Origin of the sequence: Streptomyces brasiliensis (genome assembly GCF_014647875.1) — a bacterium.
Taxonomy (GTDB): Bacteria; Actinomycetota; Actinomycetes; order Streptomycetales; family Streptomycetaceae; genus Streptomyces; species Streptomyces brasiliensis.
The window spans coordinates 1-13219 of the sequence record NZ_BMQA01000121.1 but is presented as its reverse complement, the minus strand read 5'-3'; the positions used below and the strand labels follow the sequence as shown (position 1 = coordinate 13219).

The following is a 13219-nucleotide window of genomic DNA, read 5'->3' as shown; positions in this document are numbered from 1 at the left end:
GCGGGCACGGCCGGTTCTGAGGGGGCTCCGGCGCAGCAATGCGCCGGAGCTACCCGACGAACAGGCCGGCCATGTCCGGCCGGGCCGCTGCAACGCCTGCTGCGCTCCGCCCGCTGGGACGCCGATGCCGTCCGCGGCGACCTGCGCGCCTACGCAGCCGAACACCTCGGCGCCGACGGCGGAGTTCTCGTCGTCGACGAGGCCGGCTTCCTGGGGAAGGGCCAATCCTCGGCAGGGGTGCAACGGCAGTACACCGGCCCGCGGGACGCATCGAAAATTCTCAGGTCGGCGTGTTCCTCGCCCTGGCCACCAGTCGTGGACGGGCCCCGATCGACCGCCGGCTCTCCCCGCCCGATCGCTCCTGGTGCTCTGATCTCGAACACCGCAACGCGGCTGGAATCCCGGAGGACTTTCAGTTCGCGACGAAGCCCCAGCCGGCCGAGGAGATGATCGTCGCCGCACTGGACGCCCAGATCACCGCCACCTGGGTGACCGGCGACGAAGCCTACGGGCACGACGTCGCCACCCCGCTCCCGCACCACCTTCAGCAACCGCTCGAACTGCTTCATCCGCAGCCCCGCGAACGTCTCCACCCACATGGGATCGACCCTCAACACCCCACGCATACAAGGGAAATGTCCTGATCGCAGCCTTCTGGAACACGCTTTAGTAGGGGAACTGCAGGGTTTGCACGTGCGCTCGATACTCCTGGTAGATGGCGCGGTAACGTTCGACGACTGCGGATCGGTCGCCGCGCTCGAGTAGCGCGAGTACCTCGCGGTACCCGTCGACCCAGATCTGCCATAGGTCGCTGTCGCTGTTGAGGGCGAGCAGCCGCAACGTGCGGGCGACGACGAGATCGACATGGGTCTGCAACTCGCGGTTTCCGCTCGCCATGATCATTATCGTGCTGAAGTCAGCGCCCGCGGCGGCGGCGGCCGTCACATCCCCGCGCTGCAGGCCCGCTACGAATTCGCCCAAGCGCTCCCGCATCTGCTCCAGGTGAGTCTCGGTGAGGTTGTCCAACCCCCATTCGACGCCGGCGCAGGCAAGCACGCCCATGACGTCGATCAGCTCGAGCGCGTTCTTCTGCGTGACGTAGGTGACGCGCCGGATCCGGTTCGGTGCAATGTCGATGAGCCCCTCAGCAGCCAACTGGGCAATCGCTTCGCGAACTGGGGTAATGCTCACTCCCAGCCGCGCGGCGACCTCGGCGTCCTTGATGACCGCGCCCGGTGGCAGAACTCTGGTGACGATCTCGTCGCGGAGTTGCCGGATGATCGCCTCGCGTCGGGTTAACGGGACGGCATAGGGCATCGCGGCACTCCTCCCCTGGCGGACAAGCAATCTTAAAGTGAAGAGGACCGGCGTGCAGCATGCTGTCATGCTCCACGCCGGTCCTCATGAATTGGGCCTGGCGCGGATCAGGTACGGGTCAACGGTTCCTGGAGTGTGAAGCCCTCGTACCCCTTCGCCGCTACCTCGTCACACCGTTGCCGGTAGACCCCGACGCCACCGATATAGGCCATGAACACTCGTGGCTTACCTGGCACGTTCGAGCCCATGTACCAAGAGTCGGCGGTGGGATAGAGGGTGGCGTTGCCGACCTCCTTAACGTGGGCCAGCCAGCCGTCCTCGGCGTCGGTGGTGGGCTCGATCGCGGCTATGTCGTTCTCGCGCAGGTACGTGAAGCAGTCGGTGATCCAGTCGACGTGCTGCTCGATCGACACGATCATGTTGGAGAGCACCGACGGGCTGGACGGGCCGGTGATCGTGAACAGGTTCGGAAAACCTGCGACGGCGAGCCCGAGGTAGGACCGTGGTCCCTCGGCCCATCTGTCCCGCAGCGCTATTCCGTCCTTGCCGCGGATGTCGATTGCGTTGAGAGCACCAGTCATCGCGTCGAAGCCGGTAGCGAAGACGATCGCGTCGAACTCATATTCCCGCTCGGAGGTTCGAAGTCCCCGCTCGGTAAGTTCGACGAGCGGGGTCTTACGCAGGTCCACCAAGTGGACGTGGGACTTGTTGAACGTCTCGTAGTAGCCGGTGTCGAGACAGGGTCGTTTGGTGCCGAACGGATAGGTGCGCGGGCAGAGTGCCTCCGCGACTTCGGGGTCGTGCACCCGCTCGCGGATCTTCTGCCGGACGAACTCGGCCGCGGTCTCGTTCGCCTCTTGGTCGGTGAGGGTGTCGGTGTAGCCGGCAAGGATGGAAACGAGGGTGCCCGCCCGCCAGCCGTCTTCGTATTTCGCGGTGCGCTCCTCCTGTGAGACCTCCAGCGCGGACTGGGTGGGCAGTTCGACCGGCACCCCGAACCCGGAAGTGCGCTGGGCCTCCCGCCAGGTGCGGTAGTTCGCCTTCATCTCGGCGATCTCGGACTGTTCCAGAGGCCGGTTGCGGGCAGCGAGTGAGTAGGCCGGGGTTCGCTGGAAGACGGTGAGCTCGGCCGCTTGCTCGGCGATGATCGGGGTGGACTGGACGCTGGAGGAGCCGGTGCCGATAACGCCGACGCGCATGCCCGTGAAGTCCACACCCTCATGCGGCCAGTGCCCGGTGTGGTAGGTCGGTCCCTGGAATCGCTCCAGGCCGGGTACCTCGGGAAGCTTCGAGGCGGACAGGCAGCCGGTTGCCATGATGAGGAATTGGCTGTCGATGGACTCGCCCGTGTCGGTGTCCACCAGCCACCGTTGAATGGCCTCGTCGTACACCGCTGACACCACGCGGGTGCCGAACGTGATGTCTTTGCGCAAGTCGAAGCGCTCGGCGACGTGGTTGATGTAGCGCAGGATCTCCGGTTGAGCGGGGTAGCGCTCAGTCCAGGTCCATTCTTGTTCGAGCTCCGGGGAGAACGAGTACGAGTACGACAAGCTCTCGACGTCGCAGCGCGCGCCGGGGTAGCGGTTCCAGTACCAGGTGCCGCCGACATCGTCACCGGCTTCGAGTACGCGGATGTTCATGCCGAGCTCGCGCAGCTTGTAGAGCTGGTAAAGTCCGGCGATGCCCGCGCCGACGATGATGGCGTCGATCTTCCGAGAATCAGTCATCTGCTTCCTCCTCAACGCGGTCGGTACGACCGCTGTCCTTCGCCGTTGGAGGTCTGTGGGGAGCGTGCGCGGCACCGAAGCCGGCGGCGGTGTGTCCGCGCCGCCGCCGGCGGGAAAGCACCCGACATCGTGTTGCGGGGTAGAGCTTGGTCAGGCAGGGCCGTGCAGGGGGCGGGCGGCAAGGTAACCGTCGAGCTGTTCACCGACGTACTCCATGGCCTCGGCGGCACTGGGCAGTACGTTGACCATGGTGAAGAAACCGTGCATCTGACCGGCGAAGCGCCGGTGCACCACCGGGACTCCGGCCGCACGCAGCTTCTCTGCGTAGGCCTCTCCCTCGTCGCGGAGCACATCGTGCTCGGCGGTGAGAACCACGGCCGGCGCAAGACCAGACAGGTCCGTGGCCTGTAGCGGGGAGGCATCGGGGTTTCGGCGGGCGGCCGGGTCGGGGGCGTAGTGGTCCCAGAACCAGATCATCGAGTCCCGGGTGAGCATGAGCTGGTTCTCGAGGTCGCGGTAGCTTGCATTGTCGAGGTCGGCGTCGGTGACCGGGTACACGAGTACCTGCAGTGAGATCTCCGGACCGTCTTCTGTCTTGGCGCGTTGCGCGACGATCGCCGCGAGGTTTCCCCCAGCGCTGTCGCCAGCGACGATCAGTGGCAGCTGCGCGGCGTGTTCGTCGAAATGGGCCTCGACCCATCGAAGTGCCGCCCAGGCGTCCTCGGCAGCTGTGGGATAGCGGTGTTCGGGAGCCAGCCGGTAGTCGACCAGTACCACGGCAGCGCCGGTGCGCTGCACCATCTGCCGGGCCAGAGTGTCGAACTCGTCGATGGCGCCGATGACCCAGCCACCGCCGTGATAGTAAACGATCACGGCGCGTGGGTTCTCGGGGGCGAGGATCCGTACCGGGATCTGGCCGCCATCGACCGCCACGGTGTCATTGACGACACGGGCAACCGCCGGTCCTGGGCCGTACATCTCGTGGAGTACACCGCCCAGGCCGCGGGCCTCCGCGGGCGTCATCTCATGCAACGGCTTCATTCCGCTTTCCGTCATCTGGGACAGGAACGCCGTCGTCGCTTCATCGAGAGCCATGACTTACCCCCCTCATGGATCTGGAGAACTCACGGGTGTGATGCATGTCACGGACACTAGGGAGGATTCCGGCGAAGTCAACCCAAACGGACGGAAAAATGCATCCTGCATCGGCATGACGTGACCCTGCGAGGGGCTCGGGTTGAGGGGTGTTGAACGTGTTCAGCGACAGCTGAAGATCAACTGGGCCTGTTCAACTTGGCAGTTGATCGCGGATCGCAGCCCCATCTACGGCTCTGGTGGTGTGTCGGCGCTTGCCGCACTGGTTCGCGGAGGGCTTGGCTATGTGAAGTTCCCAAGTAGGCGGCCGGTGTTGCCCGGCGCACGTACAGCTTCCTGATGTGCTTCTGGTCGAGGAAGGTCAGGACGCGTCGATTGCGCATGGACTCCTTGGACCTGCTCGCCCACCCCATCCGGCTACGGATCGTGCATGCGATGGGCGGTGGAAGGCTGCTGACCACCGCTCAGCTCTGCGCGCGCATCCCAGAAGCCTCCAGCTGCCCCGGCAAGCGCGCTTGGACTTCCTGGACCGCGCCCTGCCCCCGGCGTCCCACACCTGACGACTGCACCCAGTTCCCGCCGTCCCCGGGAGGCATTCACGGGGACGGCGCCGTGGGGGAGTGACCACGACGGCCGGCGCCCAGCTACATCGGCGGCGCAGGCCGTACGGTCGAGCGCGACCTGCGGATCCTCGCGTCCGACTCCGTGACCACGCCACACACCTCAGGGCCGTGGCCCGTCGGCGAGGCGGTCGACGGCGATGAACGACTGCCGTACTCCGTCAGGGTCGTCTTTGGCGAACCGCTCGGCTTGAGCGTCCCGAGAACCCCGACCCGGGGCGCAGGTCTGGCCATGGCTTTTCCCGGGCCCGGTGCGCGGGAATGCCCAGCGTGCCCGTTCGGTTGATGGGGGTGTGGTGGTGAAGGGGACAGTGTCCCCGGGCCTCACCCTTTGCCCATGGGGACGATCGTTCGGCTGAAGCCCCATGGAGCGTCTCGCCAGGCGACCGCCCTTCACGACCACGCTGTACGGCCGGCCCCAGCGGCGTCCATTCGCCGGCTGGGGCTGTCTCGTATCCGCTCGCTGTACGTAACCGGGCCGGGGTCGGAGCAGTTGCTCCTCCATGGACTACGAGGACCTCGAGCTGGACGAGATCGACTGCGCGCCTGTGGAGGCGACCGGGGAACGGCTGGCGGTGCTCACTCTGGAAGAGGCGCACGACCTGTTGGATCTGCTGCAGGCAGTCGCCGCGGAGGATGGTCAGCTGTCGGCGGAGGCCGGGCGCCGGCCCGGGAGATCGCCGCCTGGATCCCGTCGCAGAACTGACCGCTGGCAGGCCGCTGTTCCTGCGTGCTGAACCCGCTCGAATCCGTGCGCGCAGCGGGTCAAGCCGGGCAAGGGTGGCGACGACGGCCATCTGCTTGGGAGCTGCGTTCACGACGCTGATGCGCCGCACCCGCCGGTTGCAGATGGCAGGACAATGTCGGCCCTGAACGTTCGGGGGGGTTGGGTCCCGGTATCCGCTCAGCGTCGGCGACAGCCTCGCTTCAACAGCGGGATCGCTTTTTGACGCGCCCCGCCCGCTCGTAAATGTCAGCTCAGGCGAAGTCGGGCGTGACCAGAGTGGCGTACGCTCCGAGTCCTCCGGAGGGCAGGTGCGGGCACGGTCGAGGCGCGGCGGTGGGGCGGCCCGGTCAGCCGGATGAGCCGGGTCAGTCGTTCACGGCCGACGGCTCGGGCTTCTCGTCCGTGATGGCCGGCGTACCGGTGACGATGCGACGGATCGTCTCCAGCGGCAGCTTCGGCGAACCGTCCGTGTACAGAAGGCCGTTGGTCTCCTGCGCGGTGTCCATGAACTGCGTGTAGCAGAAGCCCGCGACGATCGGGCTCCTGTGCAGCACCCCGAAAATGTCGTCGAGCAGGGCGGCGTACTGCGTTTCGGAGTTGGTGCGCGTGTAGGAGAACTCGTCCTCTTCGGCGCCGACCGACAGACCGCCGAACTCGGTGATCATCAGCGGGGCTTCACCGGTGCGCCACCGATCGGTCTGCCGCTCGTTCAGCGACAGGATCCGCCCGGCCGGGCCCGGGGTGGCCAGCAGTTCCTTGAAGCCGGTGGCGTCGCCGTAGCGGCGGGTGAGCAACTCGGCGTCCGAGGAGTAGTCGTGCACGCCGAGGATGTCGCTGTCGGTGTGCTCCCAGCCCTCGTTGGAGATGACCGGCCGGGTCGGGTCCAGGGCGCGGGTGAGGTTGGTCAGCGCGATCGTGTAGTGCTGCTGGGCCAGGTCGGTCGCGATGTCGGAGCAGCCCCAGCTCTCGTTGATCGGCACCCAGGTGACGATCGAGGGGTGGCTGCGGTCGCGGCGCACCATGTCCAGCCACTCACGGGTGAGCAGTTCCACGGCCTCGGTGCCGTATTCGTACGCGGCGCCGGTCTCGCCCCATACCAGGAGTCCGAGCCGGTCGGCCCAGTACAGGAAGCGCGGGTCCTCGGCCTTCTGGTGGATGCGGACCGCGTTGAAGCCCATCGCCTTGATCAGCTCGACCTCACGGCGCAGCTCGGCCGTGCCGGAGTTCGCGATCAGGGTCTCGGGCCGGTAGCCCTGGTTGAGCACCGAACGCACGAAGTACGGACGGTTGTTGAGCAGGAACGCGCCGCGGCCGACGCCGGCGCTGCGCAGGCCGACGTAGCTGTCCACCGTGTCGAGGACCTCTCCGCTACCGGCGTCGCACACGGTGACACGCGCGTCGATCAGCGTGGGCCGCTCCGGGCTCCACAGAAGGTCCTCGCGGTCGATGCCGTTGCGCAGCGCCGGAACGGCCAGGTCGATCCGGCTGCGCGGGGTGCGCACCGGGGTGGAGGACTCGGCCAGCACCTCGCCGTCGTGGCTCAGCACGATCTTCACGGAGACCGGGGCGGCGGGCATTGAGGCCAGGGTGATCTCGGCCTCGACGCCGCGCGCCGGGTCGGGGATCCAGGCCAGGTCGGTGACGTGCTGGGCGGACACCGTCTCCGTCCACACGGTCTGCCAGATGCCGGTGGTCCGCTCGTACCAGACCGCGTGCGGGCGGTCCTGCCAGTCCTGCTTGCCGCGCGGCAGCGCCAGGTCGGCCGGGTCGTCCTCGGCACGCACCACCAGCGTGTGCTCGTCGACGCCGGGGCGCAGCGCGTAGGTGACGTCTGCGGTGAACGGGGTCTGACCGCCGACGTGCTCGGCCACCAGCTGGCCGTCCAGCCAGACCTTCGCGCGGTGGTCGACGGCGCCGAAGTGCACCAGGGCACGGTCGTCGCCCTCGACTGCCAGGAGGTCGTGGGAAATGCGGCGGCGGTACCAGACCACCCGGTGCGGCGCGGTCACGCCTATCCCGGAGGCCGGCGCCTCGGGCGGGAACGGCACCGTGATCTCACGGTCGAACGCGCCCTGCGCACCGTCGGTGAACCAGGCGTCGCGCTCGCCCGCGTCGGCGTCGTCGTACCCGAACTCCCACACGCCGTCGAGGCTGTGCCACCGGTCCCGCTGCAGGATCGGCCTCGGATACGTTCCGTCCTGCTCGCTCGCCCTCACGGCTCCTCCTCCTGCCATTTCCGGAATGACCGGCATCGGCGTTTCTGCAATCGAAGTCCTGTCATCATGAGTGATCTTTTGCATCGTTGCAAGGTCCTGTGACGTGCTACACCGCCGGTGCGGCAGACTCATAGGGCCGACTCGACGGAAGGAGGGCCCCAATGGCCAGGGTGCGGATGCGGGACGTGGCCGAGCACGCCGGGGTGTCCGTGCGGACGGTGTCGAACGTGGTCAACGGCTACTCGCACGTGAGCCCGGACACCCGCAGCAAGGTGCAGCGCTCGCTCGACGAGCTGGGCTACCGCATGGACTATCTGGCCCGCGGACTGCGCTCCGGCCGCACCGGCTTCATCGCGCTCGCGGTGCCGTTCGTCGCCGAGCCCTACTTCGCCGAGCTGGCCGAGGCCGTCATCCGGGCCGCGGGCCGGCGCGACATCACGGTGCTCATCGAGTCGACCGCGGGCGACAGCGAGGTGGAGCGGCGGATCCTCGAGGGAGGACTGACCAATGTGGCCGACGGTGTGCTGTTGAGCGCGCTGACTCTGCCGGCCAGCGACATCGCCACGAAGAAACCGGACTTTCCGCTGGTCATGCTGGGTGAGCACAGCGTGGGCGACCAGTTCCCGCGGGTCGGCATCGACAACGTGGAGGCCGCTAGGACCGCGGTCGAGCACCTGCTGGGGCAGGGCTGCCGCCGGATCGTCGCGCTCGGCCGCAACGGCAGCGAGAACGGCCGCCAGCGCACCGAGGGCTACGAGCGGGCGATGTCGGCGGCCCGGGTACGCCGGGTGAACTGGATGGTCGTCCCCGTCGAGGACTGGACCAGGGACCAGGGCTACGCCGCCGTACGGGAGCTGCTGGAGGGCGACGGGCCGCTGCCCGACGCGATCTTCGCCTTCAACGACGCGCTGGCCGTCGGGGCGCTGCGGGCGCTGGACGCGTCCGGGGTGCGGGTGCCGGAAGATGTCGCGGTGGCCGGCATCGACGCCATCCAGGAGTCCGCCTACACCCATCCGCCGCTCACCTCCATCGCCCCTGATCTGGACGTCATCGCCGAACGGGCGCTCGCGCTGCTGGAGGAGCAGATGCAGAGCCCGAACGCCCCGGAGCAGTCGCCCCCGGCTGAGGTCCCCCGCGAGGAGTCCGCCGCCCCGGCAATCGTGGAGGACACACCGTTCCGGCTGGTCATCCGAGACTCCTCCGCCTGGTCCCCGAAGACCCCGTGACCCGGCCCTGGGGCTGTGGGCAGCCAGGGGAGCCCCTGGAACCAAGGATCACGCCGACCGACCCACCCGGGGGCGCGGGGCTGTACTGATATGTGGCTCCGCGTCGTTCGCGCGACCAGCCACGACGCACCCGCAGCCGCATGCAGAGCGGTGGGCCCACGGCGGGGTGGCCGGGGGCCGGTTTCACTTGCCCGCGTTTGCCGGGTGCCTCACCCGGAGGGGGTGGCCCCAGCACCCACCCGTGCCGCCCCAGCGACACGACTGCCCTTCACTACGAGGACTGACGGCCACCAGCCACCCACCCCCGCCCGGACCGTGCGCCGTTGTGATGCATATCGCCGTGTGGCCCCGATCGCGTTGCGAGCCGCGGCGCGGAGTCCCCGTGGCACCGTGGACGGGAAGCACCTGGCGCGTCCGAACCCAGTGCCGCAGCCTCCACGAGACTTCTTTCCATCGATCCATTGCATCGTTGCAAATCGTGTGCCAAGGTCTGCGCCATCGAGTTCACACCGAAGTGACGAGGTGAATCCCCTATGAGCGGAGCGATTGCGCGCCGACGCTTTCTAGCCCTCAGCGGTGGCCTTGCTCTGACCGGAGGGCTCGCGGCGTGCTCCTCCCCGCTCGCTTCCGGCCTGACGGGATCCCAGCCGAACACCGCGGACGTCATCTTCTGGAACCTGTTCACCGGTGGTGACGGCGCCAACATGGTGCTGATGGAGAAGGCGTTCCAGAAGGCCAACCCTGGCACCTCTGTCGAGGCGACCATCCTGGGCTGGGGTAACCCGTACTACACGAAGCTGGCACTGGCCACGGCGAGCGGAACGCCGCCGGACGTCGGCATCACCCACCTCTCGCGGCTCCCACTGCTGGCCGCATCCGGCCTGCTGAGGCCGGTGAAGGACACCCCGCTGGGCGAGCTGGGCGTCACCGAGGACAAGTTCACCCCGGCGGCCTGGAAGAAGGCCACCGTGGATGGCACGGTCTACGCGGTGCCGCTCGACACCCACCCCTTCGTCCTCTATTACAACGTGGGCATCGCCCGCAAGGCGGGCCTGCTGAACTCCGCCGGCGACGATCTCGTGCCCCTCAAGGGCAAGGAGGACTTCGTCGCCGCGGTGAAGGCGATGAAGGACGCGGGCGGCGCCCAGTACGGCGCGGTCATGTCGATCACCCGTGACCCGTCCACGGCCTGGCGCTTCTTCAGCATGATCTACTCCGCCCTGGCCGGCCCGATCGTCACCGACTCCGGGACGAAGATCGCCATCGACAGCGAGGCGATGCAGGAGACGGTCGCCTTCATGCAGAGCCTGACCGGCCCCAACCTGATGCCGAAGAACCTCACCGGTTCCGGCGCCAATGCACTGTTCAGCACGGACAAGGCCGGCTTCCTCTTCGACGGCGAGTGGCAGATCCCGGCATACCGGCAGGTCAAGGGCCTGAAGTTCAACGTGGTGCCGTTCCCTGCGCTGCTCGGCCCCAAGCCCGTGGCGTACGCCGACTCGCACGCGCTGATCGTGCCGCGCAACGACCGCGGCAACGAGACCCGCACCCGCAACGCTTCGAAGTTCGTCAAGAGCCTGCTCGACAACAGCGCCGTGTGGGCCGCGGGCGGGCACATCCCGGCCTGGCTGCCGACGCAGCGCAGCAAGGCCTTCCTCGACCAGTCGCCGCAGCGCAACTACGTGCAGGCAGCGTTCGACGCCCAATACGACCCGGTGGCCTGGTACACCGGTGCCGGCTCGGACTTCCAGACCGTGGTCGGCGGGACGATCATCGAGGCGCTCACCGGGCGGATCACGCCCAAGGGCATGGTCGCCGCGATGCGCTCCGATCTGAAGCGGTACACCACGTCCCGACCGCCGGTCACGATGAAGTAGGAGGCAGTCACCATGACGACCGTCGTCTCGACGCGACCGGCACCTGCCGCGCCCACCGAGGGCCTCGCCGCCGACCGGCCGACCCGTTCGGAACGCCGTGCGGGCAGGCTGCTCGCCGCTCCCTTCCTCGTGATCTACCTGCTGTTCCTGGTCGGCCCGCTACTCGTCGGCGTGGTGCTGAGCTTCTTCAACACCACCACCGTCAAGAGCGGCCTCGGCGACTTCGTCGGCGTGTCGAACTACCGCGAGGTGCTCACCGACTCCCTCTTCTGGGAGAGCATGTGGCACTCGGTGCTCTTCACCCTGCTGACCACGCCCCCGCTGGTGATCCTCGCGCTCGTCGTCGCGATCCTGGCCTCGCGCATACGCCGCGGCCGGGTCTTCTACCGCGTCGCGTTCTTCGTGCCGTACGTCGTGCCGTCCTCCGTGGTCACCCTGGTCTTCCTGTGGATGTACACCCCGCAGATCGGCCTCATCCCGAAGGTCTTCAACGCCGTCGGACTGCCGGTGCCGGACTTCATCGGCAGCACCTCGGGCGGCTGGACCGCCGTCGTGCTGATGACCGTGTGGTGGACGTTCGGCTTCAACTTCGTCCTCTACACCGCCGCGATCCAGGACGTCCCCGCGGACGTCTACGAGGCGGCGGCGATCGACGGCGCGAGCCCCTGGCAGCAGATCCGCCACATCACGGTGCCGCTGCTCGGCCGGACCACCAGCCTGGTGTTGATCCTGCAGATCCTCGCCTCGCTGAAGGTGTTCGACCAGATCTACCAGCTGCTCGGCGGCGGACCCGACCAATCCACCCGACCGGTCATCGAGTACATCTACGACACCGGCTTCACCGCCTACCGCGGTGGCTACGGCGCTGCCGCCACCATGGTGTATTTCGTCATCATCGTCGCGATCTCGGCGGCCTGGTACGGGCTGCGGCGCCGTCGCGCGACCAGCGGCGCGGCCTGATCGGAGGACCCATGACCACCATCACCCAGCCGCGGCCCGTCCAGGGGAAGGGCGCGGTCAACGGCGCCAAGCTCTTCAACCGGCTCTGCGCCGTGTGCCTGACCCTGTTCGCCCTGATCTGGCTGGTGCCCTTCGTCTGGGCACTGATCACCTCGCTGCGCAGCGACGGCTCCATCACCCAGCATCCGACATCGCTCTTCTCCGGCGGCTGGTCGCTGGATGCGTACTCGTACGCCTGGGACAACTATCCGATCGGCACCTGGTACCTCAACAGCCTGGTGATCTCGGTGCTCGCCGTGATCTTCACGGTGGCCTTCTGCTCGATGGCCGGATTCGCGCTGGCCTTCCTGCGCTTCCGCGGCCGCGGCCTGGTCCTGGCCGTGGTCACGGCCGGCCTGATGCTGCCGACCGAGGCGCTGGTGCTGCCGCAGTTCATCGAGTACCGGTCGTTCCACCTGCTCGGCACGTTCTGGGCACTGGTCCTGCCGTCGGTCGCGGCGCCGATCTCGGTTTTCGTCTTCCACTCCTTCTTCCGCGGCATCCCCACGGCGCTGATCGAGGCGGCCCGGATCGACGGTGCGAGCTGGTGGCGGGTCTACGCCACGGTCTGTATGCCGATCTGCCGTCCGGCGGTGTCCACGGTCGCCATCCTCACCTTCATCAGCTCCTGGAACTCGTTCCTGTGGCCGCTGCTGGCCCTCAACCAGACCAAGTCCCAGACCATCCCGGTCGGCCTGGCCTCCCTGGTGAACTTCAGCAACATCCAGTACGCCGAGGTCATGGCCTCCTCGGTGCTCGGCTTCATCCCCCTGATCGCCGTCTTCCTGGTCTTCCAGCGCCAGATCGTCCAGGGCATCGCCACCACGGGCATCAAGTAGCCCGACGCGACAGCACGGGATCCGGCACCGCTCCTCGCGGCGCCGGATCCCGTGCTGTCGTCCATGGTCCGCGGCGGCCGAAGAGGTCGCGGGAGCGGCCGAGGGTCGAGGAAGACTGTCTGGTGGGTGGCGTCGTCGCGGCCGTCGTTATCGGTGACGGCGCAGACGCGGCCGTTGCCCGCCACCGTCAGGCCCTCCAGCTTCTCCTGCGTCCCCTTGCCGGCCCGCAGGGTAGACCGTGTCCCCGGCGACCGCGTCCGGCCGGGTGCGGGGGCGGCCGACGGGGCCGCGGACGCGTATCTTCCCCAGAACGGGGATGAAGCGAGCTGTCCGCGGCCTGGCCCGTGTCCGTCAGTTGCACTCGCGTCACGGAAGAAGATCTACCGGTCCAGGCCTCACCACGAGGGCGAACCGACAGATTGATCACGACCCGATACGCGCCCTGGTTGACCTGCTCGTGCTTCGTTCGGCAAACGCACTCGGAAACGCAACGGCCCTTTCCGTTGGAGGCGTTCGCCTAGTAGGGCTTTGTTAGGTTCTGTGGTGGGGTTCGGGTGTGGGGGCGGGTTGGCCGCA

Annotated in this window: 9 protein-coding genes and 3 pseudogenes; 6 read left to right on the top strand and 6 right to left on the bottom strand. The window is 67.8% G+C overall.

The features are described 5' to 3' along the window. Positions 1-16: 16 nt before the first annotated feature. Positions 17-518: pseudogene (locus IEZ19_RS54335) on the top strand (IS701 family transposase); the annotation flags it as partial. Here the strand turns inward: IEZ19_RS54335 and IEZ19_RS53305 are convergent. The 4 genes and pseudogenes from IEZ19_RS53305 to lipP1 all read right to left on the bottom strand — a co-directional run. Beyond that, positions 486-626: pseudogene (locus IEZ19_RS53305) on the bottom strand (IS5/IS1182 family transposase); the annotation flags it as partial. The pseudogenes IEZ19_RS54335 and IEZ19_RS53305 overlap by 33 nt on opposite strands. Before the next feature lie 40 nt (positions 627-666). Continuing rightward, complete coding sequence (locus tag IEZ19_RS47610; protein ID WP_189317610.1) at positions 667-1317, bottom strand: GntR family transcriptional regulator; 651 nt, start codon at positions 1315-1317, stop codon at positions 667-669. A gap of 107 nt (positions 1318-1424) precedes the next feature. Continuing rightward, positions 1425-3044, bottom strand: coding sequence for a flavin-containing monooxygenase (locus IEZ19_RS47605; RefSeq protein ID WP_189317609.1), 1620 nt, complete (start codon positions 3042-3044; stop codon positions 1425-1427). Positions 3045-3194: 150 nt separating this feature from the next. Continuing rightward, complete coding sequence (gene lipP1 / locus IEZ19_RS47600; protein ID WP_189317608.1) at positions 3195-4139, bottom strand: LipP1 family hormone-sensitive lipase; 945 nt, start codon at positions 4137-4139, stop codon at positions 3195-3197. Between the two features lie 1123 nt (positions 4140-5262). Here lipP1 and IEZ19_RS47595 point away from each other — a divergent pair. Next, on the top strand, positions 5263-5496 hold the full coding sequence (locus tag IEZ19_RS47595) for a DUF6417 family protein (RefSeq protein ID WP_229841667.1): 234 nt from the start codon (positions 5263-5265) through the stop codon (positions 5494-5496). Positions 5497-5851: 355 nt separating this feature from the next. Here IEZ19_RS47595 and IEZ19_RS47590 read toward each other — a convergent pair whose 3' ends face one another. Next, entirely contained in the window at positions 5852-7702 is a 1851-nt protein-coding gene (locus tag IEZ19_RS47590; RefSeq protein ID WP_189317607.1) for a glycoside hydrolase family 2 protein, read from the bottom strand. Between the two features lie 161 nt (positions 7703-7863). Here IEZ19_RS47590 and IEZ19_RS47585 point away from each other — a divergent pair, with 161 nt between their 5' ends. The 4 genes from IEZ19_RS47585 (at position 7864) to IEZ19_RS47570 (ending at position 12643) form a co-directional block, all read left to right on the top strand. Next, positions 7864-8928, top strand: a complete 1065-nt coding sequence (locus IEZ19_RS47585; protein WP_229841666.1) for a LacI family DNA-binding transcriptional regulator — start codon at positions 7864-7866, stop codon at positions 8926-8928. Positions 8929-9461: 533 nt separating this feature from the next. Then, positions 9462-10805 carry an extracellular solute-binding protein gene (locus tag IEZ19_RS47580; RefSeq protein ID WP_229841665.1) on the top strand — a complete coding sequence of 448 codons (1344 nt, stop codon included), beginning with the start codon at positions 9462-9464 and terminating at the stop codon, positions 10803-10805. A 12-nt stretch (positions 10806-10817) separates the two neighbouring features. After that, the gene (locus tag IEZ19_RS47575; protein ID WP_189317606.1) at positions 10818-11765 is read left to right on the top strand and encodes a carbohydrate ABC transporter permease; all 948 of its coding nucleotides are present in this window, start codon (positions 10818-10820) and stop codon (positions 11763-11765) included. An 11-nt stretch (positions 11766-11776) separates the two neighbouring features. Then, the gene (locus IEZ19_RS47570) at positions 11777-12643 is read left to right on the top strand and encodes a carbohydrate ABC transporter permease (protein WP_189317605.1); all 867 of its coding nucleotides are present in this window, start codon (positions 11777-11779) and stop codon (positions 12641-12643) included. A gap of 231 nt (positions 12644-12874) precedes the next feature. On the opposite strand, the pseudogene IEZ19_RS54055 reads toward IEZ19_RS47570, so the two are convergent. Continuing rightward, positions 12875-12986 (bottom strand): annotated as a pseudogene (locus IEZ19_RS54055) (IS5/IS1182 family transposase); the annotation flags it as partial. Positions 12987-13219 lie beyond the last annotated feature (233 nt).